This window comes from Salinarimonas sp. (genome assembly GCF_046292825.1).
GTDB lineage: Bacteria > Pseudomonadota > Alphaproteobacteria > Rhizobiales > Beijerinckiaceae > Salinarimonas.
Genome location: NZ_JBKBQG010000034.1, coordinates 1 through 24,525 on the forward strand (window position 1 = coordinate 1; position 24,525 = coordinate 24,525).

At 71.2% G+C, this 24,525-nt stretch carries 24 protein-coding genes; 8 read left to right on the forward strand and 16 right to left on the reverse strand.

Features of this window, described 5'->3' with window-relative positions; genetic code table 11:
* Window positions 1–658: 658 nt before the first annotated feature.
* The 11 genes from ACK4UM_RS15165 to ACK4UM_RS15215 all read right to left on the reverse strand — a co-directional run bounded on the left by ACK4UM_RS15165 (window position 659) and on the right by ACK4UM_RS15215 (window position 11,187).
* The gene (locus ACK4UM_RS15165; protein WP_409800658.1) at window positions 659–2,194 is read right to left on the reverse strand and encodes an alpha/beta hydrolase; all 1,536 of its coding nucleotides are present in this window, start codon (window positions 2,192–2,194) and stop codon (window positions 659–661) included.
* 10 nt (window positions 2,195–2,204) lie between these two features.
* Complete coding sequence (locus ACK4UM_RS15170; RefSeq protein WP_409800660.1) at window positions 2,205–3,062, reverse strand: C40 family peptidase; 858 nt, start codon at window positions 3,060–3,062, stop codon at window positions 2,205–2,207.
* Window positions 3,059–4,576, reverse strand: coding sequence for an ABC transporter ATP-binding protein (locus ACK4UM_RS15175; protein ID WP_409800662.1), 1,518 nt, complete (start codon window positions 4,574–4,576; stop codon window positions 3,059–3,061). The genes ACK4UM_RS15170 and ACK4UM_RS15175 overlap by 4 nt, the downstream gene beginning before the upstream one ends.
* Before the next feature lie 33 nt (window positions 4,577–4,609).
* The gene (locus ACK4UM_RS15180; protein ID WP_409800664.1) at window positions 4,610–5,623 is read right to left on the reverse strand and encodes a BMP family protein; all 1,014 of its coding nucleotides are present in this window, start codon (window positions 5,621–5,623) and stop codon (window positions 4,610–4,612) included.
* Between the two features lie 104 nt (window positions 5,624–5,727).
* On the reverse strand, window positions 5,728–6,114 hold the full coding sequence (locus ACK4UM_RS15185; protein ID WP_409800666.1) for a hypothetical protein: 387 nt from the start codon (window positions 6,112–6,114) through the stop codon (window positions 5,728–5,730).
* 172 nt (window positions 6,115–6,286) lie between these two features.
* Window positions 6,287–8,323: a copper-translocating P-type ATPase gene (locus ACK4UM_RS15190; protein ID WP_409800668.1), complete on the reverse strand. Its 2,037-nt coding sequence runs from the start codon at window positions 8,321–8,323 to the stop codon at window positions 6,287–6,289.
* A gap of 140 nt (window positions 8,324–8,463) precedes the next feature.
* Window positions 8,464–8,751: a DUF411 domain-containing protein gene (locus tag ACK4UM_RS15195; protein ID WP_409800670.1), complete on the reverse strand. Its 288-nt coding sequence runs from the start codon at window positions 8,749–8,751 to the stop codon at window positions 8,464–8,466.
* 278 nt (window positions 8,752–9,029) lie between these two features.
* A complete protein-coding gene (locus tag ACK4UM_RS15200) occupies window positions 9,030–9,566 on the reverse strand; it encodes a DUF305 domain-containing protein (protein WP_409800672.1) in 537 nt (178 codons plus the stop codon).
* Window positions 9,567–9,627: 61 nt separating this feature from the next.
* The gene (locus tag ACK4UM_RS15205) at window positions 9,628–10,029 is read right to left on the reverse strand and encodes a hypothetical protein (protein ID WP_409800674.1); all 402 of its coding nucleotides are present in this window, start codon (window positions 10,027–10,029) and stop codon (window positions 9,628–9,630) included.
* A gap of 65 nt (window positions 10,030–10,094) precedes the next feature.
* Window positions 10,095–10,487, reverse strand: a complete 393-nt coding sequence (locus tag ACK4UM_RS15210) for a DUF305 domain-containing protein (protein WP_409800675.1) — start codon at window positions 10,485–10,487, stop codon at window positions 10,095–10,097.
* An 82-nt stretch (window positions 10,488–10,569) separates the two neighbouring features.
* Entirely contained in the window at window positions 10,570–11,187 is a 618-nt protein-coding gene (locus ACK4UM_RS15215; protein WP_409800677.1) for a LysE family translocator, read from the reverse strand.
* A 144-nt stretch (window positions 11,188–11,331) separates the two neighbouring features.
* On the opposite strand from ACK4UM_RS15215, the gene ACK4UM_RS15220 reads away from it, so the two are divergent.
* Window positions 11,332–11,799 carry an Lrp/AsnC family transcriptional regulator gene (locus ACK4UM_RS15220; RefSeq protein WP_409800679.1) on the forward strand — a complete coding sequence of 156 codons (468 nt, stop codon included), beginning with the start codon at window positions 11,332–11,334 and terminating at the stop codon, window positions 11,797–11,799.
* Between the two features lie 243 nt (window positions 11,800–12,042).
* Here ACK4UM_RS15220 and ACK4UM_RS15225 read toward each other — a convergent pair whose 3' ends face one another.
* A complete protein-coding gene (locus tag ACK4UM_RS15225; RefSeq protein WP_409800681.1) occupies window positions 12,043–12,717 on the reverse strand; it encodes a DUF1028 domain-containing protein in 675 nt (224 codons plus the stop codon).
* Window positions 12,718–12,836: 119 nt separating this feature from the next.
* On the opposite strand from ACK4UM_RS15225, the gene ACK4UM_RS15230 reads away from it, so the two are divergent.
* Entirely contained in the window at window positions 12,837–13,130 is a 294-nt protein-coding gene (locus ACK4UM_RS15230; RefSeq protein WP_409800683.1) for a hypothetical protein, read from the forward strand.
* Between the two features lie 30 nt (window positions 13,131–13,160).
* Here the strand turns inward: ACK4UM_RS15230 and ACK4UM_RS15235 are convergent, their stop codons facing one another.
* Complete coding sequence (locus ACK4UM_RS15235; RefSeq protein WP_409800684.1) at window positions 13,161–13,754, reverse strand: hypothetical protein; 594 nt, start codon at window positions 13,752–13,754, stop codon at window positions 13,161–13,163.
* A 109-nt stretch (window positions 13,755–13,863) separates the two neighbouring features.
* On the opposite strand from ACK4UM_RS15235, the gene hrpB reads away from it, so the two are divergent.
* The 5 genes from hrpB (at window position 13,864) to flhA (ending at window position 20,256) form a co-directional block, all read left to right on the forward strand.
* Entirely contained in the window at window positions 13,864–16,332 is a 2,469-nt protein-coding gene (gene hrpB, locus ACK4UM_RS15240; protein WP_409800686.1) for an ATP-dependent helicase HrpB, read from the forward strand.
* A gap of 432 nt (window positions 16,333–16,764) precedes the next feature.
* Window positions 16,765–17,346 carry a TIGR00730 family Rossman fold protein gene (locus ACK4UM_RS15245; protein WP_409800688.1) on the forward strand — a complete coding sequence of 194 codons (582 nt, stop codon included), beginning with the start codon at window positions 16,765–16,767 and terminating at the stop codon, window positions 17,344–17,346.
* Window positions 17,322–17,759, forward strand: a complete 438-nt coding sequence (locus ACK4UM_RS15250; RefSeq protein ID WP_409800690.1) for a hypothetical protein — start codon at window positions 17,322–17,324, stop codon at window positions 17,757–17,759. The genes ACK4UM_RS15245 and ACK4UM_RS15250 overlap by 25 nt, the downstream gene beginning before the upstream one ends.
* 85 nt (window positions 17,760–17,844) lie before the next feature.
* Window positions 17,845–18,003 carry a DUF3309 family protein gene (locus ACK4UM_RS15255; RefSeq protein ID WP_409800692.1) on the forward strand — a complete coding sequence of 53 codons (159 nt, stop codon included), beginning with the start codon at window positions 17,845–17,847 and terminating at the stop codon, window positions 18,001–18,003.
* A 126-nt stretch (window positions 18,004–18,129) separates the two neighbouring features.
* A complete protein-coding gene (gene flhA, locus ACK4UM_RS15260) occupies window positions 18,130–20,256 on the forward strand; it encodes a flagellar biosynthesis protein FlhA (protein WP_409800694.1) in 2,127 nt (708 codons plus the stop codon).
* A gap of 18 nt (window positions 20,257–20,274) precedes the next feature.
* Here flhA and ACK4UM_RS15265 read toward each other — a convergent pair whose 3' ends face one another.
* The 3 genes from ACK4UM_RS15265 to araD form a co-directional block, all read right to left on the reverse strand.
* Window positions 20,275–20,904, reverse strand: a complete 630-nt coding sequence (locus tag ACK4UM_RS15265; protein ID WP_409800696.1) for a glutathione S-transferase family protein — start codon at window positions 20,902–20,904, stop codon at window positions 20,275–20,277.
* Window positions 20,905–21,028: 124 nt separating this feature from the next.
* Complete coding sequence (locus ACK4UM_RS15270; RefSeq protein ID WP_409800698.1) at window positions 21,029–21,745, reverse strand: ribonuclease activity regulator RraA; 717 nt, start codon at window positions 21,743–21,745, stop codon at window positions 21,029–21,031.
* 15 nt (window positions 21,746–21,760) lie between these two features.
* Window positions 21,761–23,494 (reverse strand): L-arabinonate dehydratase, encoded by a 1,734-nt coding sequence (araD, locus tag ACK4UM_RS15275; protein WP_409800700.1) that lies wholly within the window; start codon window positions 23,492–23,494, stop codon window positions 21,761–21,763.
* A gap of 481 nt (window positions 23,495–23,975) precedes the next feature.
* On the opposite strand from araD, the gene ACK4UM_RS15280 reads away from it, so the two are divergent.
* The gene (locus ACK4UM_RS15280) at window positions 23,976–24,260 is read left to right on the forward strand and encodes a GIY-YIG nuclease family protein (RefSeq protein ID WP_409800702.1); all 285 of its coding nucleotides are present in this window, start codon (window positions 23,976–23,978) and stop codon (window positions 24,258–24,260) included.
* Window positions 24,261–24,525: the final 265 nt, after the last annotated feature.

A 24,525-nucleotide genomic window follows, 5' to 3' on the forward strand; every position in this document is an offset into this window, starting at 1 on the left:
CCGACCCGTCGGCTTCGCCGCCGGGCCACCTTCCCCTGAGGGGAAGGAGAGCGGCGGCGCCTTTCGATCTCGGTTCGATGCGCAGGTCACGATGTGTGCGGACGGACACGACGCCCCCTTTACCTTCCCCTCAGGGGAAGGTGGCTCCGGACGCGCACGGCGTCCGGAGACGGATGGGGTCTTTCGACCCGAAGGGTCGAAGGGGCGTTGGGAGCCGCCGTACGTAAGGAGCACTACGACGACGCCCCTTCGCCGCTCGCGCGGCGAAAAACCCCATCCGACCCGTCGGCTTCGCCGCCGGGCCACCTTCCCCTGAGGGGAAGGAGAGCGGCGGCGCCTTTCGATCTCGGTTCGATGCGCAGGTCACGATGTGTGCGGACGGACACGACGCCCCCTTTCCTTCCCCTCAGGGGAAGGTGGCTCCGACCCCGAGCAGGGGTCGGAGACGGATGGGGTCTTTCGACCCGAAGGGTCGAAGGGGCGTCGGGAGCCGCCGTACGTAAGGAGCACTACGACGACGCCCCTTCGCCGCTCGCGCGGCGAATGACCCCATCCGACCCGTCGGCTCCGCCGCCGGGCCACCTTCCCCTGAGGGGAAGGAGAAGGGCGGCGTCTTCTCGGTCACATGCGCAGATCGCGATGCCTGGCTCGGATCCCCTCACCGCCCCGAGAGCAGCGGGAAGGTCGCGCCGAGGGCGTAGGCGAAGACGAGGGCGTTGAGCAGCCCCGGCACCGCCGGGTGGCGGGTGGCGCGGCCGAGGACGGCGCCGACCGCGCCGAAGACGATCATGAAGGCGATGACCACCGGCACGATGATCAGGAGGAACAAAAGCCGCTCGAAATCGAGCGCGACCGCGATCCCGAGCGAGACGAGAATCGCCGCCTTCGTCGCCGGATAGGCTCCGCGCGCCGCGTTCGGCCCGTGCGTCGCCCAGGCATCGGCGAGGAAGAACGAGCCCGTGCCGATCAGGATCGCGGCGATGAGCGGCACCCGGTGCGGCACGGGCGCGAAGGCGGTGAGGAAGAGGTCGATCGGGGCGGCGAAGGCGAGCGCGAAATAGGCGATCGCCGCGAGGCTCGCGAGCGCGAAGGGGCCGAAGGCGATCCGCGGGGCGCAGGGCGCGATCCCCGAAAGCCGGCGCGCGAGGACGAGCGACAGGGCGGTGAGGATGCCGTAGAGCGCGAAATGGGCGACGAGGTAGTCCGCCACCAGAACCGGCAGGATCTGCGTGGGGACGAAGGTGAGGACGACCGGCGTCACCACCAACGGCACGACGAGCACGATCCAGAAGAAGCGCCACGGCAGCCCGCCCCCGGCTTGCATCGGCACGACCGCCGGCAGGAGCCGCGAGAGCGGGCGGGCGAGGAGCACGCTGCCGAGGAGGAGGAGCACGACGAAAGGTCCGCGCCCGTCGAGATGCGCATCGGGCGGGCTTGCCCTGCCGAAGGCGGCGTCGAGCCAGGCGCGGGTCTCGGCGAGCGTGACCGCGCTGAAGAGCACGCCGACATGCTCGACATTGGAGGCGAAGACCGCGCGGCGCGCGGTGCCCTCGGCGAAATCGCCGTAGGTGACGCCCTCGCGCGCGACCTCGCCCTCCGGCAGAGCGAGCGCGACGGCGCGCAAAGCCTCCTCGCGCAGCCGCCCCTCCCATTCGCCCGCGATCACGAGGAGATTGGCGGGCGTCTGCGCGGTCACGGCGGGGGAGAACATCGACACGGCGATCGTCGCGGCGATGTCGTCGACCTCCTGGGCGGTGCGCACCACGATGTCGGAGGCCATGGAATGGCCGAGGATCGCGAGCCGCCCGTCGCCGAGAGCGCGGGCGACCTCCGCGACGCGCCGCGTCTCCTCGACGAGCACGCGCGTCGCGCCCTCGAGATCGTCGACCGAGCCGCCGAGCGGGGTCGGGTTGGCGCCGTGGCCGGCGAAATCGAAGGTGACCGCGATATAGCCCGCCCGCGCGAGCGTCGTCGCGAAGGCGCCCATCAACTGTTGCGAGCCGGCGAAGCCGTGGGCGATCACCACCGCCGGCCCCGGCTGCGTCAGCGGTGCGCGATAGACCCGCGCCGGCGTGCCCGCGATGGTGAGCGGCGCATAGCCGACCCCGCGCGTCGCCTCCGCGAGGCCGATGAGCGAGAGTGCGATCGCGGCGATGCCGAGGAGCGCGAGGAGCGGGTCGAGGAGCCGGCGCATGGCCCTCCCCTCAATCCACGATCCGCCGCCACCCGGTGACCGCGCCGAACGACTTCGCGGCGATGCGCGCGATGGCGCCCTCGAGCGGCTCGGCGGCGACCTTCATGTGGTGGCCGTTCGCGTGCAGAAGCGTGCTCTCGTCGAGGAGGAGGCCGACATGGCCGCTCCAGAAGACGAGATCGCCGCGCCGCGGCGCCCCCCTGCCCTCCTCGATCGGGATCGCCGCCCCGAGGCTTCCCGCCTGCATGTCCGAATCGCGCGGAGCCTCGCGACCGGCGCCCTGGAGCGCGATCTGGACGAGGCCCGAGCAGTCGATCCCGAGGGAGGACTTGCCGCCCCAGAGATAGGGCGTTTCCATGAAGCGCTCGGCCAGGGCGACGAAATCGGGCTCGATGCTGTCGGCGGGCGCGAGATGGGCGCCGTGGACGAAGCCGGCGCCGGGCACCTCGGCATAATCCCCGCTCCAGCCGGAGACCGCGACGCGCGCGCCGAAGGACAGATAGCCCGCAATCGGCAGTTTCAGCGACGGACCGGGATAGAGGAAGGTGCGGATCGCGCTCACGCGGTGCGTCGGCACGGGCTCGGCCGCCCCGAGCGCCGCGCTCGGCAGGTAGCCGACATAGGAATCGCGCGCGAGCTGGACGAAGGCGAAACCCTCCGCGTCCTCCTCGAGCACGCGCACCGCCTCGCCCATCAGCGCCTGCGTGTCGATGCCGGAATCGAGGCGCGGCGCGCGGCGCAGGTCGGCGAGAGGCGCGATCACCCGGCGCAGAACCGGCTCGGCGAAGCGCTGCGCCTCGACGCGGCCTTCGAGCGCGACGTCGGCGAGGTCCGGGCGCGCGAAGGTCAGGCGCGGATCGTGGCTCACGACGACACTCCCGCCATCAGGAGGCCGAGCTCGCCTGCATCGGTCTCCGCCGGCCGCCGCTCGCCGGTGATCTTGCCGCCGCACATCGCGAGGATGCGGTCGGACAGGCTCATGATCTCGTCGAGCTCGACCGAGACGAGCAGGATCGCGACCCCCTGGTCGCGCAGGGCGATCAGGCGGCGGTGGATGAACTCGATCGCGCCGATGTCGACCCCGCGCGTCGGCTGGCCGACGAGGAGCACGCGCGGGCCGCGCTCGATCTCGCGGGCGAGCACGATCTTCTGCTGGTTGCCGCCGGAGAAATTCGCGGTCTTCAGGCGCGGCGCGGGCGGGCGCACGTCGTAGGTCTGCATCTTGGCGGCGGTGTCGGCGATCATGCGCCCGTGCGACAGAACCGGGCCGCTCCCATAGGTGGGATCGTCGATGAAGCCGAGCGCCGCGCTCTCGAAGGCCTCGAAGGTCGCGACGAGGCCGGTGCGGATGCGGTCCTCCGGCACGTGCAGGAGGCCGCGCTTGCGCAGAGCGTGCGGCTCGCGCTCGTGGGGCTCGAGCACGCGCCCGTCGAGCGCGATCGTGCCGTGGGCGATCGGGCGCATGCCCGCGAGCGCCTCGAGCAATTCGCTCTGGCCGTTGCCGGCGACGCCCGCGATGCCGACGATCTCGCCCGCGCGCACGTCGAAGCTCGCGTCGATCACCCGCATGACGCCGAGCCCGTCGGCGACCGAGAGCTCGCGCACGGAGAGGACCGGCGCGCCCGGCGCCGCCGCGCCCTTCTCGACATGGAGGAGCACGCGCCGCCCCACCATCGCCTCGGCGATCTCGGGGGGAGAGGTGCGGGCGGTTTCGAGATGGGCGACCATCTCGCCCCGGCGCATCACCGAGACGCGGTCCGTCGCCGCCATGATCTCGTGGAGCTTGTGGGTGATCAGCACCACCGTCTTGCCCTGCGCCTTGAGCGCGCGCAGGAGCTCGAACAGGCCCTCCGCCTCGTGCGGCGTGAGCACGGCGGTGGGCTCGTCGAGAATGAGGATCTCGGCGCCGCGATAGAGCGCCTTGATGATCTCGACGCGCTGCTGGAGGCCGACCGAGAGGTCCTCCACCAGCGCGTCGGGGTCGATCGCGAGGCCGAAATCGCGCGCGAGGCGGGCGAGCTCCGCGCGCACCTTCGCCTCGCCGCCCGCGAGCATGCGCCCGCCCTCCGCGCCGAGCATCACGTTCTCGACGACGGAGAGCGTGTCCACCAGCATGAAATGCTGATGGACCATCCCGATCCCGGCCGCGATCGCATCCGCCGAGGAGCGGATGCGGATCGGCGCGCCGCGCACGCGGATCTCGCCCTCGTCGGCCTCGTAGAAGCCGTAGAGGATCGACATCAGCGTCGATTTCCCCGCCCCGTTCTCCCCCACGATCCCGTGAATGGTCCCGGCCTCGACGCGCAGGTCCACGGCCTTGTTGGCGTGGACCGCGCCGAAGCGTTTGTCGATGCCGACGAGCTCGATGGCGGGGGCTGTCATGGATCGGTACGCAGGCTCACGCTCGGGGGCCGGTCACATCGACACGGCCGGGCAGGAATTGTCCGACATGTAGTCGTGCACGACGATCTCGCCCGACTTGATCGCCTCCTCGGCCTCGGCGACGCGGGTGCGCATCTCCTCGGTGATGAGCGCCTCGTTGTGCTCGTCGAGCGCCCAGCCGACGCCGCCCTCGGCGAGACCGAGCACCTGCACGCCCGCCTCGAACTCGCCGTTCATGGCGGCCGTGAACAGCTGCTCGGTGGCGTTGTCGACGCGCTTGAGCATCGAGGTGAGGACCGAGCCCGGATGCAGGCCGTTCTGGTTCGAATCGACGCCGATGCCGAGCTTGCCGGCGTCCGCCGCCGCGCGCAGCACGCCGATGCCGGTGCCGCCCGCCGCGTGGTAGACGACGTCCGCGCCCTGCTCGATCTGCGCGCGGGCGAGCTCGCCGCCGCGCACGGGGTCGTTCCAGGCCGCGCCCGTGGTGCCCGTCATGTTGATGATGACGCGCGCGTCCTCGGCGACCGCCTTCACGCCCTGCGCGTAGCCGCAGGCGAAGCGGCGGATGAGGGGGATGTCCATGCCGCCGACGAAGCCGAGCACGTCGCTCTCCGACGCCATCGCCGCGATCATGCCGACGAGATAGGAGCCCTCGTGCTCCTTGAAGACGTAGGAGGCGACGTTCGGCAGGTCGACGACGCTGTCGATGATGGCGAACTGGGTCTCGGGGAACTCGGCCGCGACGCGCTCGATCGCCGAGCGATGGGCGAAGCCGACGCCGAGGATCGGCGAGAAGCCGTCGCGGGCGAAGCGGCGCAGCGCCTGCTCGCGCTGGGCGTCGTTCTGCGGCTCGAAATCGCGGAACTCGACGCCGGTCTCGGCCTTGAAGCGTTCGGCGCCGTTGAAGACGCCCTCGTTGAACGAGCGGTCGAACTTGCCGCCGAGATCGTAGACGATGGCCGGACGGACGTCCTGAGCGAGTGCCGGCGCCGCCGCCGCGAGCGCGAGCGCGGAGGCCCCCAGAAGGGCGATCATGGTCTTCTTCATGCAATACCCCTGTTGCGGGGCGGGGGATGGACGCCCCCCCGCCATACGCCAAGGTCGCACGGGTTTTCGCGCACAGTAAAGTGCGAAACGCGCGGCGTCCGGCGTCATGCGCCGGCGAGTCGCGCCCTCTCGCCCGCACGCGGGCCCTCGGAGCCGGCACCGGAGCGTGCCATTCGCGTGAGCGTGGCGCGAATATGGGCAGACGCGACCATCCGGCGCGCCCGACGGGTGTCTCCCGCTTCGAGTTCGCCGATCAGCGACCGGATGTCGCGCAGGGTCGCCTCGACCGCGCCGAGCGCGGGATCGCGGTCGCGGGTGGGGGTGTCGAGATCGTTCGCGTGCATGGGATCGTGATCGCTGGTGTGGGGCCGAATCGCGGGGGCCGCGCGGCTCGTCTTCGAGCAGGCGACGGCGGCGACAGGTGGGCACGATCGTGGCGCGGACGAGGCTGAACCGTTTAAAACGAGGCCGAGCAAAAAAGAGGCAACCATGCTGTCCTTTTCGCCTTTCCTTTTCCCAAGGAGAGGCCTACATATCGTGTGTGCGGTGCAGCGACGTCGTCGCCGCCCCGCCTGCCCTCCTTGGGCGTTTCCTCCCTAGACTTCAAGGCCGCCCCTCGTGGGCGGCTTTTTTTTCGGCCGAGCTCCCCCTGCTCGTCGCGGCTTAAAGTCGTTGCCGCCGCAGGAGCTGCGCGTTGATCGCGACGATCACCGTGCTCGCCGACATCAGCACCGCGCCGACCGCCGGTGCCAGCACGATGCCGGCGAAGGCGAGGGCCCCGGCGGCGAGCGGGATCGCCACGATGTTGTAGCCCGCCGCCCACCACAGGTTCTGGACCATCTTGCGATAGGTCGCGCGGCTGAGCGCGACGATGCGGGCCACGTCGCGCGGGTCGCTGCGCACGAGGACGACGTCGCCGGCTTCGACCGCGACGTCGGTGCCTGCGCCGATCGCGATGCCGACATCCGCGCTGACCAAAGCCGGGGCGTCGTTGACGCCGTCGCCGACCATCGCCACCCGCTTGCCTTGGCGCTGCAGCGCGCGGATCCGCTCCGCCTTGTCCTGCGGCAGCACCTGCGCGAGGACCGTGTCGATGCCGAGCTTGGCCGCGACGCTCTCGGCCACGGCGCGCGAATCGCCCGTGAGCATCGCGACCTCGATGCCGGCCGCGTGCAGCCGCTCGATCGCCTCGCGCGATTCCGGACGCACCGCATCGGCGACGGCGAAGGCGGCGAGGACGCGCTCCTCGTCGAGGAGGTAGATCGCCGCCTGCCCGGCGCGCCCGAACGCCTCCGCGGCCTGCGCGACCGCGGCCGGCGGCGTGAGGCCGGCCCGCTCGAGGAGAGCAGGCCCGCCGACGCGCAGGCGACGGCCCTCGACCCGCGCCTCGACGCCCTCTCCCGCCACCGATCGGAAATCGTCCGAGACCGGCACGTCGAGGCCGCGCTCGTGGGCGCTCGTCATGAGGGCGCGGGCGATCGGATGCTCGGAATCGCGCTCCACCGCCGCCGCGAGCCGCAGGGCTTGCGCCTCGTCGAGCCCGGCGTCGGCCATCGCCGTCTCCACCACGCGATGTTCGCCGAGCGTGAGGGTCCCGGTCTTGTCGAAGACGACGACGTCGAGGAGGCGCGCTTCCTCCAATCCGCGCCGATCGCGCACGAGGAGGCCGTTGCGCGCGCCGATCGTCGTCGAGATCGCGACGACGAGGGGGACTGCGAGGCCGAGCGCATGCGGGCAGGCGATGACGAGGACGGTGACCACCCGCGTGATCGTGTAGTCGAGGCTCGCGCCGAAGCCGAGCCAGGCGACGAGCGTCACGAGACCCGCGCCGATCGCGACGAGGGTCAGGAAGAAGGCGGCGCGATCGGCGAGCGCCTGGGCCCGCGAGCGCGAGGACTGGGCCTGCGAGACGAGCCGCATGATCCCCGCGAGCGCCGTCCGCTCCCCGGTCCCGACCACCTCGACCCGCAGCGAGCCTTGCCCGTTGACGGTCCCGGCGACGACCTCGTCGCCGACGCTCTTTGCGACGGGCTTCGATTCCCCGGTGATCAGCGCCTCGTCGACGCTGCTGCGCCCGGCGCGGACGACGCCGTCCGCGGGAATGCTCGCGCCGGGGCGGACGAGGACGAGATCGCCCGCGGCGAGCGCGTCGAGCGGCACCTTCTCCGTGCGATCGCCGTCGAGGATGCGGATCGCCTCGTCGGGCAGGAGCCGGGCGAGCTCGCGCAGGGCGCCGCGGGCCTGGTCGATCGAGCGCATCTCGATCCAATGGCCGAGGAGCATGATGGTGACGAGGCTCGCGAGCTCCCACCACAGAGCGTGCCCATCGAAGCCCGCGACGACCGCGAGGCTGTAGAGGAAGGCGACCGAGATCGCGAGGGAGACGAGCGTCATCATGCCGGGGCGGCGATCCGCGAGCTCGCCCGCGGCGCCCTTCAGAAAGACCCACCCGCCATAGACGAACACGGCCGTGCCGAAGATCGCGGGGATCGCGTCGGAGCCCGGGAATCGCGGCGCGGCGTAGCCGAACCAGTCCTGGAGCATCGGCTCCCAGACGAGCGCCGGGATCGTCAGGAGGAGCGAGAGCCAGAACTTGCGCCGGAACATCTCGACGCTGTGGCCGGCATGCTTGTCGTGACCGTGCGGCTCGGCGCTCGCCGCGCGCCGACCATGGTCGTCGTTCGCGTGATGCGGTGCCATCTGTCCCCTCACGTGCGCAGGTATTTGACGAGGGCGGCGATCGCCAGACCGAGGAGAACGAGGACGAGGATCCAGACGAGCCCCATCCCACCCCACGCCCAGCCGGTCGTCATGTCTTGATGATGCATGGCCGGGTCCCCTCACTCGTCGAGGAGATCGTGGCCCCGATAGCGCGCGAAGCGGCGCCGCGTGTCGGGTCCGAACAGGACGACCTCGTAGGTGTCCGGATCGGCGTCGGGAATCTCCATCCCCGGCGAGCCGATCGGCATGGCGGGAACGGCGAGCCCCGTCGCCGCCGGCCGTTGCGCGAGGAGGCGCTCGAGCGCGCCCGCCGGCACGTGGCCTTCCAGCACGTAGCCGTCGACGAGCGCGGTGTGGCAGGAGACGAGGTCGTCCGGCACGCCCAAGCCGGCCTTGACGCGGTCCATGTCGGAGCGGTCGTGCGCCTCGACGGGGAATCCGGCGGCGCGGACATGGTCGATCCACGCTCCGCAGCAGCCGCAGAAGGGGTCCTTGTAGACGACGATGTCGGCCGCGCGGCGGCGCGTGTGGAGACGATCGCGGCGGCGCCGAGCGCGGCGGCGCCGATCAGGAAGAAGCGTCGGTTCATGGCTCGTCTCCTCGCGCGCAGGGCGCCTTTTCGGCGTCGCGTCAAAGAGCCGGAGGGCGCACGCGCGCGCACCCTCCGGCGGCGTCGGCGATCGGCTCAGCGGGCGTCGCGCTCGGCGAGCCAATCCTCCATCATCCGGATCTCGTCCTCCTGCGCCTCCACGACGGCATTGGCGAGCTCGCGGATGCGCTCGTCGGTGCCGAAGGCGAGGACGATGCGGGCCATGTCGACCGCACCGCGATGGTGGGCGATCATGGCGCGGGCGAAGTCGACATCGGCGTCGCCCGTGAAGGCGATCGCCATCTCGCGGTGCATCTTCTCGTTCACCGCATTGAGGGCGAGGGACGCGACGCTCTGATCGCCGGCGGGTCCGGAATGGCCCTGCATCGGCATGCCCTGCATGGGCATCCCTTGCATGGGCATCCCCTGCATCATCGGGCAGCGCATCATGCCTTGCCCCATCATGCCGGGACCCATCGCACCCGGGGCCGGCGCGGGCTGCGCCTGCTCGCCGGCCGGCGGCGCAGGATGGTGGGCGTCGTGGCCCGGCATCTGGGCGATGGCGGACGTGGACGGAAGTGACGTGGACAGGAGGCTCGCACAGAAGGCGAGCGCGACGAGACGCGTGTTCATGGAAGTGTCCTCTCGAAGATCGTCGGCAAGCTCAGGCCCCGCGCTCGCGGCGGGACCGATGTCAGCCGAGGACCTTGGGAGGAGGCGTCGCGAGATCCGGCTCGGCGTCGATGGGCCGCGTGCCCGACGGCGCGCGCCAGAGGTCGACATGGTCGAGCAGCAGGTCGGAGGCGGAGGCGCCGGCGAAGAGGCCGCAGGCGACGAGACACCCGCCGATGCAGGGCAGGCTCGAATCCGCCGGCCGGCAGCATTCGTGGTCGTGGGCGCTCGCGCTAAGCTCGTCGCCGAACGCCGCCTCCGACGCGACGTCCGATGCCACGTGACGATGGACGTGGTGGCCAGCCCCCACGTGAGCGCCGGCGATCCCGAGCCCCGGACCCGCGAGCGCCACGAGCAGCGCCAGCGCGACCAGCGCCGAGAGGGCGCGGGCCAGGCGGCCGGAGGTGCTCGAAAGCGGCTTCATGGACGACATGCTCGCACGCCCGCGGGTTTTCCGGTTTGATCTCGGTCAATCGGCCGACAGGTCGATCAGTGCCCGTGGCGCGCGAGCCAGTCGCGCATCTGGGCGATCTCGGCTTCCTGCGCCGCAATGACCTCCTCCGCGAGGGCGCGGACCTCCGGGTCGGTGCCGTGTTCGAGCACGATGCGCGCCATCGCGACCGCACCCTCGTGGTGGGGGATCATGGCGCGCATGAAATCGACGTCGGCGTCTCCCGTGAACGCGATGCCCATGTCGCGATGCATCAGCTCGTTCGCCTCCTGATAGGCGCGGATCACGGGGTTGTCCGAGGCGGCGGCCGCGTGTCCGTGGGCGGCATGGCCGTGCGCCCCGTGGTCGCCGTGGCCGGCGTGCTGCGCGGCGGCGAGGCCGACGGCGCCCACGAGGAGCGTTGCGGCGAGCGTGGCGACGATCGTCTTCATGATGGTCCTCCCGAATTCGCTGAGGCAGCGGACATGCACCTTCCCACCGGGGCAAGGTCAAGGCCCCTTTCTCGACGCTTCGTCACGAGAACAGGGGCACCAGCGAGGCGACGAGCAGCGCCGCCATCGCGCGGTTGAACCACCGGATGCCGCGCTCCGTCCGGATCGCGCGCGCGACGCCGATCCCGACGAGCGTCCAGGCCGCCACGCTCGCGAGCGTCGCCGCGCCGAAGACGAGCGCGAACACGCTCCCGAGCGCGAGCGGATCGAGGTTCGCGGCCGTGCCGTAGGTCGCGACCGCGCCCGCCGCCATCGCCCAGAGCTTCGGGTTGACGACCTGGAACAGCACGCCCGCGAGGAGCCGCGGCGGACGCGCGTCATCACGCTCGCCACTCTCCTCCACCGCGCTCGGCACGCGCGGCGTCGCGGTGGCGATGCGCCAGGCGAGGTAGAGGAGATAGGCGAGCCCCGCGAAGCGCACGACGCCCTGAACGCGCGGATCGGCGACGAAAGCGGTTCCCGCGAGCGCGACGACGAGCATCGCACCCGCCACCCCGATCCCGATCCCCGCCATCAGCGGCAGCGTCTTGCGAAAACCCCAAGTGGCGCCGGCCGCCGTGACGAGCGCATTGTTCGGCCCCGGCGTCGCCGCCATGGCCACGGCGAAGGCCGTCGTCGCCGCGAGCCAGCTCGCATCCATGATTCGATCTCCGGTTTTCGGGACTGACGGCCCTCACCCTGCGGCCATGCTACGGCGCGGCGGGCGCAATCGGGTTGCGAAGATTGCGTGGCATGGCGCGGCGGAGCAATCTGATAGCGTAGGACCCCTGCAACGGAGCACGCGATGGCGCCCCTCATCGACGAGATCGACAAGCGCATCCTGCGCGAGCTGCAGGCGGACGGGCGGGTGCAGAACGTCGAGCTCGCGCGCCGCGTCGGCCTCTCGCCCTCTCCCTGCCTGCGCCGGGTGCGGCGGCTGGAGGAGGCCGGCATCGTGCGGGGCTACGCCGCCCTCGTCGATCCGGCGACGGTGGGCCTGCGCTTTACGCTCTTCGCGCGGATCTGGCTCACCGCCCAGGACGCCGAGACGATCGACCGTTTCGTCGCCGCCATGCGCCGCCTGCCGGAGATCGTCGAGTGCCACATCATGCTCGGCGACAGCGATGCGCTCCTGAGGGTCGTCGTGGAGGATCTCGACGCCTATCGCCGCTTCCAATCGACCCATCTCACCGCGACGAACGGCATCCGCAACGTCAAGACGGACGTGCCGAGCGAGACGGTGAAGAGCGGCGTCGCCCTGCCGATCCGCTGACAGGTCGAAGATCGACGGGTTGGTGTCATCCCGGGCCGCGAAGCGGACCCGGGACCCATACGCTCCGACGACAAGTCCGAGCGCGCATGCCGCGCTCGCGCTGCACCCTCGCAGCATCGATCGTCGGAGAAACGCAGCCTATAGGCTGCGACCGAAGCGTCGTGGGTCTGGGTCCCGGATCGCCTTCGGCGTCCGGGATGACACCAGCGGGGAATATTCACGAAGTCCAAGCCGACCCGCCGATCACACGTCCCATTCGTCGGCGGCGCCGCCGGGATCGGCGCGGCTCGGCATGCGGCAGATCTCGGGGAGGAGCTCGCGGGCGAAGACGTCGTGCAGGCGGCGCAGCTCCGCGATCGGGTCGTCGGCCTCGTCGACGCGGATGTCCCAGAGCGGGTATTCCTCGTCCGCCATGACGTAGATCGTCGCCGAGCGCTCGCCCTCGCGGTCGCCCCCCGCCTCCGCGGCGGCCTCGAGCGTCTCGATGAAGCGCTCGGCGAGATCGACCTCCGCACGCGCGAGGAAGGTCTCGATCATCGCGTCGAGCACCGCCGGACCGACGAGACGGTTGCCCTGGACGGAGAATCCGTCGAGCGCGCGGTGCTCGGCGTAATCGAGGTTCTCCGCGCCCGTATGCGCCGCGGTGCGACCGGCGGCGTCGATCACGGCGACCTGGCGGGCCTCGATGCGCGGATCGCGCGCGCGCAGGCGCTCGAGCACCTCGTGGGCGGACAGGCCCTCGCGCAAGAGCGCGAGCCCGTCGATGCCGAGATAGGGGTTGAGCCGCGCCTGCGTCGCGATCGCGCCGATCCGCGGGGCGGCATGGGTGAGGAGCTTGCCCACCGCCGGCACCGCCGTCGCTGCGGCGACCCCGAACTGCCCGGAACGCGCGCAACGCGCGATGATCGATACGGTCATGAGCCGCCCTCCCCCGCGCCAACCGCGACGCTCGCGCCTCGGTTCCGCGGGCTTTACGCGCGAACCCCGCGCCGCCCCGTTCGTTGCCCCGGCGAGACCCGAAACCGAAGGAGAGCGTCATGGCGAAGGCCGGACACGGAATGGGCAACGACACCACGCGGGGCGTGCAGGGGGTGGGCGATACGCCGGAAGAGATCATGCGCGAGGACGAGATCGGCAATCAGCGCATGGGCAAGAACAGCCTCCAAGGCAACGACGCGGAGGCCGTCACGAACCAGCGCCAGACGATGCCCGCCGAGCGCGCCACCCCGCCGGAGACGGAGGATTTCGTCGAGCGCCACAAGACGGGCCTGCGCAGCGACAAGCTCGCCCCGTCGAAGGAGGAACTCGACAAGCTCGCCCGCAAGGGGTGAGCGGAGGGGGGGGCGCCGCCCTTTTAGGTGTCACCCCTCCCCGCGCGAGCGCGGCTCTGGGCGGACCTCGGTGCCGTAGGGCTTCACGCCGCCCTGGGCCATGTCCATCTCGCGCTTGACCTGCGCCTGGAAGCGCTGGTTGGCGCCGAAGCCGCCGAGCGGGCCGTCGTCGAGCTTGGCGAGCGCGTGGCCGCATTCGTGGATGAGGAGGTCGACGAGGTCGCCCTGGTCGAGGTTGATCACGACCTTCTCGTCCCCCGCCCCGATCGTCGCGCGCGAGAAACCGTTGCCGCGGCCGATCACGACCCAGAGCGTGTCGGCCTGCGCGAAGGACGCCTCAAGCACGCCGCGGAAGGTCGGCGAGTGGCGCGCGAGCCGCTCGAGCGCCGCGAGCGCCTCGTCGGCGCGCTCGCCCGAGACGATCACCCGCTCGTCGAAGCCGACCGCGACGTCGCGCCGACGCGTCTCGCCGCCGCCCGTATGGTGCGCGATGTATTCGCGTCGCAGCGCCGCCTGGAACAGGCGCGCGGATTCGCGCTCGTCCTCGGCGCGCCGCCCGCCGTCCCGCGTCGGCGCGACCGGGCCGACGCGCCCGACCCCTCCCGTTCCGCGCGGACCACGCATGGGCTCCTCCACTACGACCGGGAATGTAGCATATCGGCCGCGCGAACGCGACGCTTGCGATCGCGCGCGCGCTTTGCGAAGAGCGTCGGGCAACGCATGCGGCGCGCCCATGATTTTCGACACGAAGCTCCCCATCGACGAGGCGCTCCCGGCGCTCGCCGCCGCGCTCGACGCGGGCAACGCCGCCGTGCTCGTCGCGCCGCCGGGCGCAGGCAAGACGACGCGCGTGCCGCTCGCGCTCCTCGACGCCGCGTGGCGCGGGGACGGCAAGATCGTCGTGCTCGAGCCCCGCCGCCTCGCCGCCCGCGCCGCCGCCGAGCGCATGGCGAAGACGCTTGGCGAGCGCGTCGGCGAGACGGTGGGCTTGCGCGTGCGGATGGAGACGCGCGTCTCGGCCAAGACCCGCATCGAGGTCGTCACCGAGGGCGTGTTCACGCGCATGATCCTCGCCGATCCGATGCTGGAGGGCGTCGCGGCGGTGCTCTTCGACGAGATCCACGAGCGCTCGCTCGACGCCGATCTCGGCCTCGCGCTCGCGCGGGACGCGCAATCGGGCCTGCGCGAGGACCTGCGCATTCTCGCGATGTCGGCGACGCTCGACGGCGCGCGCTTCTCCGCGCTCCTCGGCGATTGCCCGGTCGTGCGCTCGGAGGGCCGCGCTTATCCCGTCGAGACGCGCCATCTGCCGCGCCGGCCGGACGAGCGGGTCGAGGAGGCGGTCGCGCGCGCGGTCGGCCTCGCGCTCGCGGAGGAGACGGGCTCCGTGCTCGTCTTCCTGCCGGGCCAGGGCGAGATCCGGCGCGCGCATGCGCTCCTCGCGGAGCGGGTGCGCGACCCGGCGGTGATCCTCGCGCCGCTCTACGGCGCCCTCGACCGGCGCGAACAGGACGAGGCGATCGCGCCCGCGCCGCCCGGGCGCCGCAAGGTGGTGCTCGCGAGCGCCATCGCCGAGACCTCGCTGACGATCGAGGGCGTGCGGGTGGTGATCGACGGCGGGCTCTCGCGCGTGCCGGTCTACGAGCCGGCCTCGGGGCTCACCCGGCTCGCGACGGTTCGCGTCTCGCGCGCCTCAGCGGACCAGCGCCGCGGCCGCGCCGGCCGCACGGAGCCGGGCGTGTGCTATCGCCTCTGGGAGGAAGCGGCGACGGGGGCGCTCGAGCCCTTCTCGCGGCCCGAAATCCTGGCGGCGGACCTGTCGGGCCTCCTCCTCGATTGCGCGGCCTGGGGCGTCGCCGACCCGACCGCCCTGCCCTTCCTCGATCCACCGCCCGCGCCGGCGCTCGCGGAGGCGCGGGCGCTCCTGTCGGAGATCGGCGCGCTCGACGCGGACGGGCGGCTCACCGCGCTCGGCACCCATCTCGGCGCGCTGCCGCTGCCCCCGCGGCTTTCCGCGATGACGATCCGCGCGGCCGGGATGGGCGAGGCGGAGCGGGCGGCACGCGTCGCGGCGCTCCTCGTCGAGCGCGGGCTCGGCGGCGACGACGTCGACCTCGCCGCGCGGCTCGACCGGTTCACGCGCGAGCGCGGCGGGCGGGCGGAGGACATGCGCCGGCTCGCGCGCGCCTGGGCCGAGCGCGCGGCGTCGGAGGAGCGCGTCGCGGGCGAGAGGAGCCTCTCCGTCGGCGCCCTCGTCGCTTTGGCCTTCCCCGACCGCATCGCCAAGGCGCGCGGCAAGCCCGGCGAGATCGTGCTCGCCAACGGCCGCGGCGCGGCGCTCGAGCCGCATCTCGCGCTCGCCCGCGAGCCCTTCCTCGCGGTGGCCGAGATCGCGGGCACGGCGGGCGCCGCGCGCGTTCTCGCCGCCGCCGCTTTGTCGCCGGAGGAGATCGAGGAGCTGTTCTCCGAGCGCATCGCGGCGCGCGAGGAGATCGCCTTCGACGCGAAGGCCAAGGCGGTGCGCGGGCGGGCGGTGCGGCGGCTCGGCCATCTCGTCCTCTCCGAGCGCCCCTTGTCGGCCGCCCGCGACGAGCGCACCCCCGCCCTCCTCGCGCGCGGGATCGCCGGGCTCGGCATCGACGCGCTGCCCTGGTCGGCCGCGAGCACGCAGCTGCGCCGCCGCATCGCCTTCCTGCGCGCCGCGCAGGGGGAGATCTGGCCGAACGTCTCCGATGCGGCGCTCGCCGCGTCCATCGAGGATTGGCTCGCGCCGATGCTGACGGGAAAGTCGGCGCTCTCCGAAATCGCGCCCGGCGACGTCGCCGAGGGCCTGCGCACGCTCCTCCCCTACGACCTCGCCCGCAGGCTCGATGCGGAAGCGCCCACCCACTGGACCGCGCCGACGGGCTCGCGCGTCGCGGTCGATTACGACGGCGAGGCGCCGGCGATTTCCATCCGCGTGCAGGAGCTCTACGGCCTCGACGCGCATCCGAGCCTCGCGGGCGGGCGCCTGCCGCTCGTCGTCGAATTGCTCTCGCCGGCGCATCGCCCGATCCAGATCACGAAGGACCTCCCCGGCTTCTGGCGCGGTTCTTGGGGCGAAGTGCGCTCCGAGATGCGCGGGCGCTACCCCAAACACCTCTGGCCCGACGACCCCGCCCGCGCCGCCCCCACCACCCGCGCCAAGCCGCGCGGCACGTGAGGCGCGCGCGATCGCGCTCGCGGAGAGCTTCGTGGTGTTCACCGCCGCGTGAGAGTGACGAGGCGCCTCCGCTCTCCTTCCCCTCAGGGGAAGGTGGCTCCGACCCCGAACAGGGGTCGCCGACGGAGGGGGTCTTTCGACCCGAAGGGTCGAAGGGCCGTTGGGCTTCTCCGCACGTAAGGCGCTCTAGGACGACGCCCCTTCGCGCCTTCGGCGCGAATAACCCCATCCGACCCGTCGGCTTCGCCGCCGGGCCACCTTCCCCTGAGGGGAAGGAGAAGGGCGGCGCCTCGATGTGGGAAACGCGTCGCCCCTGAGGGGAAGGAAACGAAGCGCGTCGGACCTGCATCGGCGCGAAAAATCGGGTAGCACCGCATTTCTTTACCGAATCGCGCCTAGCGTCGGCGCTCGAAAGGCACGAAGGGAAATCCCATGCGTCGCATCTGCGTGTTCTGCGGATCGAATCCGGGCCGGAGCCCCGCCTATCGCGAGGCGGCGATCGCGCTCGGGCAGACGCTCGCGCGCCGGCGCATCGGCCTCGTCTATGGCGGGGCGAGCGTCGGGCTGATGGGCGTCGTCGCCGACACGGTGCTGGCGGCCGGCGGGGAGGCGATCGGCGTCATTCCCGAGATGCTCGTGGCGAAGGAGATCGCCCATCCGGGGCTGACCGAGCAGCACGTCGTCCCCTCGATGCACGCCCGCAAGGCCAAGATGGCCGAGCTCTCCGACGGCTTCGTCGCGCTGCCGGGGGGCGTCGGCACGCTCGAGGAGCTGTTCGAGGTCTGGACCTGGGCGCAGCTCGGCAGCCACGCGAAGCCCTGCGGCCTGCTCGACGTCAACGGGTTCTACGGCAAGCTCGAGGCCTTCCTCGACCATGTCGTGGACGAGGGCTTCCTGCGCGAGGGCCATCGGCGCATGCTGATGGTGGCGGCCGCGCCCGATGCGCTGCTCGACGCCTTCGCCACCTATACCCCGCCGGTGGTGCACAAATGGGTCGAGACCGAGCGCACCTGAGCGCCTGCGCGCTCGCCCTCTGCCTCCTCCTCCTCGCGGACGCGGCGGTCGCCAAACCGGTGGCGCGCGTCGCGATCGAGAACGCGACGGCGGGCCCGATGCGGCTCTCGCCGGGCGCCGACCTCATCGGCACCGCCGTCCCGGCATTGCCCGCCGAGATCGCGCCGGGCAGCCGCGTCGGCCCCTTTTCCATCGCGAGCCCCTTCCCGAGCGCGGCGGGCGGGCGCTTCGCCTATGCGGACGCGCAGGGCCGGCGCTGCGCGGTGATCATCTCGCGGACCCGCACGACCCTGTCGGGTTCTTTTTCCTGGCCGAATGCGGCCGCGAATGCGGATCGCGGCCTCGCCTGCCGCGCGGAGATCCTCGAGGCGACCCCGGACGGCGGCTTTTCCGTGCTGATTCGGCTCGAGTGACGCTTCGGAACCGCCATTCGGCGGACAGCGTTCCTGTGACGAGGTGCGGCAATCCTGCCGCAGGTACAGTCACGGGAAGGCGTTCATGGACATTCTGACGATTCTCCTCATCATCCTGGTCCTCGCCGCGCTCGGCGCCCTGCCGACATGGGGCCACAGCCGCAGCTGGGGCTACGCCCCGAGCGGCATCATCGGCCTCATCGTCGTCATCCTCCTGATCCTGCTCCTGCTCGGCCGCATCTAGCGCGAAGCCGGTGGGCGACGGCTCGGCCCGTCGCCCACCGGCGCCTCGAACCCGATCTTAACCCTTCGCTAACCATGCCCCCGGCAAGAATTGCCCGGTGCGGCGAGAAGCGGGGCGTGGCGGGCGATGGCGGAGGCGGGGGGGAGCGTTGGTGCGCCGGCCGGCGGCATGCGGGGCGGGCTCGCGCGTCTGACGCAGCGCACCGATCTGTTCCTCGCGCTCGGCATGATGGGCATCCTCGTGGTGCTCGTCTTCCCGATGCCGCCGCTGCTGCTCGATCTCCTGCTCGCGGTCTCGATCATCTTCTCCGTCCTCATCCTGATGACGGCCCTGTTCATCGAAGAGCCGCTCGAGTTCTCCTCCTTCCCGACCGTGCTCCTCATCGCGACGATGTTGCGGTTGTCGCTCAACCTCGCCTCGACCCGGCTGATCCTCAGCCACGGCCACGAGGGCACGGACGCGGCGGGCTACGTCATCGAGGCCTTCGGCGCCTTCGTGATGGGCGGCAATTTCGTCATCGGCGTCGTCGTCTTCGCGATCCTGGTCCTCGTCAATTTCGTCGTCATCACGAAGGGCTCGGGCCGCATCGCCGAGGTCGCCGCGCGCTTCACGCTCGACGCCATGCCCGGCAAGCAGATGGCGATCGACGCCGACCTCTCCGCCGGCATCATCGACGAGAAGGAGGCCAAGCGTCGGCGCACCAAGCTCGAGGACGAGAGCTCCTTCTTCGGCGCCATGGACGGCGCCTCGAAATTCGTCCGCGGCGACGCGATCGCGGGCCTGCTGATCACGCTGATCAACGTCGTCGGCGGCATCGTCATCGGCGTCGCGCAGATGGGCATGGGCTTCGGCGACGCGGCGACCTCCTACACGCTGCTGACCGTCGGCGACGGCCTCGTCTCGCAGATCCCCGCTTTGATCGTCTCGACCGCGGCGGGCCTCCTCGTCTCGAAGGCGGGCGTGAAAGGCGCCGCCGACAAGGCGCTCGGGCGCCAGCTCGTCCATTACCCCAAGGCGCTCGGCATGTCGGCCCTGGTGATGGCCGCGCTCGCGCTCCTGCCGGGCATCCCGATGGTGCCCTTCCTCGGGCTCGCCATCGGCGCGGCGCTCCTCGCCCGCCATTTCGGCAAGCTCGCCGATGCGAAGACGAGGGAGGAGGCGGAGCGCGCGGCGAGCGGCGGCGCCGAGGGCGGCGAGGCCGCGGATGCCGAGCCGCCGATCTCGGAGATGCTCAAGATCGACGAGGTCAAGATCGAGATCGGCTATGCGCTCCTGCCGCTCGTCAACGGCGCCGGCGGCGGCGCCGGCGACCGCCTCACCGAGCAGATCAAGGCCCTGCGCCGGACGCTCGCGGCCGAGCTCGGCTTCGTGATGCCGAGCGTGCGCATCCTCGACAACGTCCAGCTCGACGCCAATGCCTACGTCATCCGCGTCAAGGAGATCGAGGCCGGGCGCGGCGTCGTCTTCCCCAACCAGATGATGGCGATCGACCCGATGGGCGGCCAGGTGCAGCTCCCCGGCCAGCACCTGCTCGAGCCGACCTTCGGCCTGCCCGCCACCTGGATCGACGCGGGCCTGCGCGAGGAGGCCCAGGCGCGCGGCTACACCGTGGTCGACGCCGCGACCGTGCTCTCGACCCATCTCACCGAGGTGATCAAGGCGAATATGGGCGAGCTCCTCTCCCATATCGAGGTGCAGAAGCTCCTGCGCGACCTGCCCAAGGAGCACGCCGATCTCGTCAAGGAGATGGTCCCCTCGCAGATCACCGCGACCGGCATCCAGCGCGTGCTCCAGCTCCTCCTCGCCGAGCGCGTCTCGATCCGCGATCTCGGGACGATCCTCGAGGGCGCGTCCGAGGTGGTGGGCGCGACGCGCAATCCGCGCGACATCGTCGAGCACGTGCGCCAGCGCCTCGCCCGGCAGATCTGCGCGCAGTACCAGGCGCCGAACGGGCAATTGCCCATCGTGACGCTCTCCCCCGCCTGGGAGGGCGCCTTCCTCGAGGCGATCGTCGGCCAGGGCGACGAGCGCCAGCTCGCGATGCAGCCCTCGAAGCTGTCCGAATTCGTCAATTCCGTGCGCGACCGCTTCGAGGACGCGGCGCGGATGGGCGAGATGCCGGTCCTCGTCACCTCCGCCCAGGCGCGTCCCTTCGTGCGCTCGATCATCGAGCGCTTCCGCCGCGAGACGCCCGTGATCAGCCAGGCCGAGATCCACCCTCGCGTGCGGCTGCGCACCGTCGGCAGCGTGTGAGCGAGCGCCGCCCCCGCCTCACGGCATCGGGATCTCGCCGACCTTCTTCGGCACGTCGTAGCCGCGCTGAACCGCCGGGCGCTGCGCGATCGCGCCGTACCAGCGCGCGACGTTCGGGTACGCGGCGAGCGCGACGCCCTGCCATTCGAAGCGCGAGATCCAGGGCCAGATCGCGATGTCGGCGATGGAATAGTCCCCGGCCACGAAGTCGCGCTCGGCGAGCCGCTTGTCCAGGACGCCGTAGAGGCGCTGCGCCTCCTTGGCGTAGCGCTCCTCGGCATAGGGCGCCTTGCCGGGGTTGAAGCGCAGGAAATGGTGCGCCTGACCGAGCATCGGCCCGACCCCGCCCATCTGCCACATCAGCCATTCCAGCACCCGGTAGCGCCCCTCCCCCTCCGCCGGCAGCAGCGCGCCCGCCTTGTCGGCGAGGTAGATCATGATCGCGCCCGATTCCATGAGCGCGGTGCCGGTCTCGCGGTCGACGATCGCGGGGATCTTGTTGTTGGGGCTGATCGCGAGGAAATCGGGGGCGAATTGCTCGTCCTTGCCGATGTCGACCGCATGCGCGCGATAGGGCAGCCCGAGTTCTTCCAGCAGGATCGAGACCTTGCGGCCGTTGGGCGTCGTCCAGGTATAGAGATCGATCATGACGTCTCCTCGGATCGTTGCGTGAGGATGGTGGCGGAGGGCACGGCGCGGGGCAATCGGCGGGAGGATCGAGCGCGATCGCCGCTCCCCCTACCCCCGCGAAGCGGCGGGGAGGGAAAGTCCCTCACCGCCCCTGCTCCTTGCGCCAGCGGGCGAAATCCTCGGTCGTCGCGGGGTCGGTCGGCGGGTAGAGGCCGAGGATGGAGCGGCCCTCCCGGACCCGTCCGATGACGAAATCCTCGAAGGCCGTCATCTCGACGGCCTCGTCCGCGATCGCATCGGCGATGGCGGCGGGGACGACCACGACCCCGTCCGCGTCACCCACCATCACGTCTCCGGGGAAGACGGGCGCGTCCCCGCAGCCGATCGGAACGCCGATCTCGATCGCCTGATGAAGCGTCAGGTTCGTCGGCGCGGTCGGGCGATGATGGAAGGCGGGGAAGTCGAGCGCGGCGATCTCGGCAGCGTCGCGAAAGCCGCCGTCGGTGACGATGCCAGCGGCGCCGCGCATCATCAGCCGCGTGACGAGGATCGCCCCGGCCGAGGCCGCGCGCGCATTCTTGCGGCTGTCGATCACGAGGACGGCGCCCGGCGGGCATTCCTCGATGGCCTTGCGCTGCGGGTGAGCGCGGTTTTGGAAGACGCCGATCGGGTTGAGATCCTCGCGCGCGGGGATCGTCCGCAGGGTATAGGCCTCGCCCACCATCGTGCCGGCGGCGGGGTTCAGGGGGCGCACGTCCTGGACGAACTGGCTGCGCAGGCCGCGCTTGAAGAGCGCCGTGGTCAGCGTCGCGGTGCTGACGGTCTTCAGCTTGGCGCGCGTGTCGGGGGAGAGCGGCATCGGGGGCTCCGTCGGTCAGAAGATCACGGGCTCGTCGACCGGGCGGCCGAAGGCGGTCTCGAGATAGTCGAAATCGCAGCCCTCGTTCGCTTGGCGGATGTGGCGGGTGAACATGTAGCCGTAGCCCCGCTCGTAGCGCGCCGGCGGCTTCGTCCAGGCGGCGCGGCGGGCGGCGAGCTCCTCCTCGGACACGTCCATGTCGATGCGCCGCGCGGGCACGTCGATCGTGACGACGTCGCCCGTGCGCAGCAGCGCGAGCGGGCCGCCGACGAAGCTCTCGGGCGCGACGTGCAGGATGCAGGCGCCGTAGCTCGTGCCGCTCATCCGCGCGTCCGAGATGCGGACCATGTCGCGCACGCCCGCGCGCAGGAGTTTCTTCGGGATCGGCAGCATGCCCCATTCCGGCATGCCCGGCCCGCCTTGCGGCCCGGCATTGCGCAGGACGAGCACGTGATCGGGCGTCACGTCGAGATCGTCGCGATCGATCGCCTGCTTCATCGCAGGGTAATCGTCGAAGACGAGGGCGGGGCCGGAATGGCGCAGGAAGCGCTGCTCGCAGGCGCTCGGCTTGATCACGCAGCCGTCGGGCGCGAGGTTGCCGCGCAAGACCGCGAGCGCGCCCTCGCGATAGACGGGGTTGTCGAGCGGCCGGATCACGTCGGCATCGTAGACCTCCGCGCCCGCGAGCGTCTCGCCGAGCGTGCGGCCGGACACCGTGAGGCAGGAGAGGTCGAGGTGGTCCGCCATCTGCGCCATCAGCGCGCGCAGACCCCCGGCATAGTAGAAGTCCTCCATGAGGTAGCGCTCGCCGCTCGGGCGCACGTTGGCGAGGACGGGCACCGTGCGGCTCGCGCGCTCGAAATCGTCGAGGCCGATATCGTGCCCGGCGCGGCGGGCTTGAGCGATCACGTGGATGATGGCGTTCGTCGAGCAGCCCATCGCCATCGCGACCGCAATTCCGTTGAGGAAGGCGGCGCGGGTCTGGATGCGGGCGGGGACGAGGTCCTCCCACACCATCTCGACGATCCGCCGCCCGCACTCGGCCGCCATGCGGATGTGGTTCGCGTCCGCCGCGGGGATCGAGGAGGCTCCGGGCAGCGTCATGCCGATCGCCTCGGCGATCGCCGTCATGGTGGAGGCGGTGCCCATCGTCATGCAGGTGCCGTAGCTGCGCGCGATCCCGCCCTCGACCGCGAGCCAATCGTCGTCGGAGATCGTGCCCGCGCGCCGCTCGTCCCAATATTTCCAGGCGTCCGAGCCCGAGCCGAGCACCCTCCCCTTCCAATTGCCCCGCAGCATCGGCCCCGCCGGCATGAAGATCGTCGGCAGCCCCGCGCTCGTCGCGCCGAGCAGCAGGCCCGGCGTGGTCTTGTCGCACCCGCCCATCAGCACGACGCCGTCGACCGGATGCGAGCGGATGAGCTCCTCCGCCTCGATGGCGAGCAGATTGCGGTAGAGCATGGTGGTGGGCTTGACCGCGCTCTCCGAGAGGGAGAGCGCCGGGAGCTCGACGGGAAAGCCGCCCGCCTGGAGCACCCCGCGCTTCACGTCCTCGACGCGGTGCTTGAAATGCGCGTGGCACTGGGCGAGGTCGGACCAGGTGTTGAGGATCGCGATGACGGGGCGCCCGACGAAATCCTGCGGCCCGTAGCCCATCTGCATCATGCGCGAGCGATGGCCGAAGGAGCGCAGATCGTCGGGGGCGAACCAGCGTGCGCTGCGCAGGGCGTCGGGGGATTTTCGGGTCAAGGCGGGGGCTCCCTACGATCGCGAATCATTATCGTCCGTCATTCCGGGGCGGCGAAGCCGAGCCCGGAACCCAGAACCACGACGCTTGCCCGAGCAGCCTATAGGCTGCGTCCACGGACGCCGGCCGCATCCACCGTGACGCAGCGAGCGCGCATGCGCGCTCGGACGAGCGTCGGGAGTCTGGGTTCCGGGCTCGCTTCGCGCCCCGGAATGACGGAGGTGGGTGGGGGGCGATCAAACCATAGAGGCCGTCATTCCGGGGCGGCGAAGCCGAGCCCGGAACCCAGAACCACGACGCTTGCCCGAGCAGCCTGTAGGCTGCGTCCACGAACGCCCGCCGGCGCCGAGGTCGCGCAGCGAGCGCGCATGCGCGCTCGGACAGGCGTCGGGAGTCTGGGTTCCGGGCCCGCTTCGCGCCCCGGAATGACGGACGTCGAGCATTATTGTAGCATGAACCTAAATACGCTACCTGGAGTTTACCGTGTTCTACGTCTATCTTCTCGCCAGCGGCATGCACGGGACGCTCTATCTGGGGGTCACGAACGATCTGGCGCGACGGGTCTACGAGCATAAAGAGAAGCTGATACGCGGCTTCACCAGCCGATACGGCGTCGATCGCCTGGTTTGGTACGAAGTTCACGAGCGCGCCTACGATGCAATCGTTCGCGAGAAGGACATCAAGAAGTGGCGGCGCGACTGGAAGCTTCGCCTGATCGAGGAGATGAACCCTCATTGGGAGGATCTCTACCGCAGTCTCAACCGCTGACCCGTCATTCCGGGGCGCGAAGCGAGCCCGGAACCCAGAACCACGACGATCGTTCGAGCGCGCATGCCGCGCTCGCTCCGCAACGGAGAGGTGTTTTGGCGTGAGTGGACGCAGCCTAAAGGCTGCTAATCCGGCGTCGGGAATCTGGGTTCCGGGCTCGCTTCGCGCCCCGGAATGACGGTGGGTGTCGACTTCGTGACAGGGTCGAGCCGCAGATGCCGTCATTCCGGGGCGGCGAAGCCGAGCCCGGAACCCAGAACCCCGA

What these genes read in the sequence shown, in the direction of transcription:
- ACK4UM_RS15205 (WP_409800674.1), bottom strand. Translation starts at nt 10,029, where the DNA reads ATGAAGCCGCTTTCGAGCACCTCCGGCCGCCTGGCCCGCGCCCTCTCG.
- ACK4UM_RS15230 (WP_409800683.1), top strand. Translation starts at nt 12,837, where the DNA reads ATGGCGAAGGCCGGACACGGAATGGGCAACGACACCACGCGGGGCGTG.
- hrpB (WP_409800686.1), top strand. Translation starts at nt 13,864, where the DNA reads ATGATTTTCGACACGAAGCTCCCCATCGACGAGGCGCTCCCGGCGCTC.
- ACK4UM_RS15200 (WP_409800672.1), bottom strand. Translation starts at nt 9,566, where the DNA reads ATGAACACGCGTCTCGTCGCGCTCGCCTTCTGTGCGAGCCTCCTGTCC.
- ACK4UM_RS15185 (WP_409800666.1), bottom strand. Translation starts at nt 6,114, where the DNA reads ATGGTTGCCTCTTTTTTGCTCGGCCTCGTTTTAAACGGTTCAGCCTCG.
- ACK4UM_RS15195 (WP_409800670.1), bottom strand. Translation starts at nt 8,751, where the DNA reads ATGGACCGCGTCAAGGCCGGCTTGGGCGTGCCGGACGACCTCGTCTCC.
- ACK4UM_RS15190 (WP_409800668.1), bottom strand. Translation starts at nt 8,323, where the DNA reads ATGGCACCGCATCACGCGAACGACGACCATGGTCGGCGCGCGGCGAGC.
- ACK4UM_RS15165 (WP_409800658.1), bottom strand. Translation starts at nt 2,194, where the DNA reads ATGCGCCGGCTCCTCGACCCGCTCCTCGCGCTCCTCGGCATCGCCGCG.
- ACK4UM_RS15235 (WP_409800684.1), bottom strand. Translation starts at nt 13,754, where the DNA reads ATGCGTGGTCCGCGCGGAACGGGAGGGGTCGGGCGCGTCGGCCCGGTC.
- ACK4UM_RS15225 (WP_409800681.1), bottom strand. Translation starts at nt 12,717, where the DNA reads ATGACCGTATCGATCATCGCGCGTTGCGCGCGTTCCGGGCAGTTCGGG.
- ACK4UM_RS15215 (WP_409800677.1), bottom strand. Translation starts at nt 11,187, where the DNA reads ATGGATGCGAGCTGGCTCGCGGCGACGACGGCCTTCGCCGTGGCCATG.
- ACK4UM_RS15220 (WP_409800679.1), top strand. Translation starts at nt 11,332, where the DNA reads ATGGCGCCCCTCATCGACGAGATCGACAAGCGCATCCTGCGCGAGCTG.
- ACK4UM_RS15255 (WP_409800692.1), top strand. Translation starts at nt 17,845, where the DNA reads ATGGACATTCTGACGATTCTCCTCATCATCCTGGTCCTCGCCGCGCTC.
- ACK4UM_RS15180 (WP_409800664.1), bottom strand. Translation starts at nt 5,623, where the DNA reads ATGAAGAAGACCATGATCGCCCTTCTGGGGGCCTCCGCGCTCGCGCTC.
- ACK4UM_RS15270 (WP_409800698.1), bottom strand. Translation starts at nt 21,745, where the DNA reads ATGCCGCTCTCCCCCGACACGCGCGCCAAGCTGAAGACCGTCAGCACC.
- ACK4UM_RS15245 (WP_409800688.1), top strand. Translation starts at nt 16,765, where the DNA reads ATGCGTCGCATCTGCGTGTTCTGCGGATCGAATCCGGGCCGGAGCCCC.
- ACK4UM_RS15210 (WP_409800675.1), bottom strand. Translation starts at nt 10,487, where the DNA reads ATGAAGACGATCGTCGCCACGCTCGCCGCAACGCTCCTCGTGGGCGCC.
- ACK4UM_RS15265 (WP_409800696.1), bottom strand. Translation starts at nt 20,904, where the DNA reads ATGATCGATCTCTATACCTGGACGACGCCCAACGGCCGCAAGGTCTCG.
- flhA (WP_409800694.1), top strand. Translation starts at nt 18,130, where the DNA reads ATGGCGGAGGCGGGGGGGAGCGTTGGTGCGCCGGCCGGCGGCATGCGG.
- ACK4UM_RS15250 (WP_409800690.1), top strand. Translation starts at nt 17,322, where the DNA reads ATGGGTCGAGACCGAGCGCACCTGAGCGCCTGCGCGCTCGCCCTCTGC.
- ACK4UM_RS15175 (WP_409800662.1), bottom strand. Translation starts at nt 4,576, where the DNA reads ATGACAGCCCCCGCCATCGAGCTCGTCGGCATCGACAAACGCTTCGGC.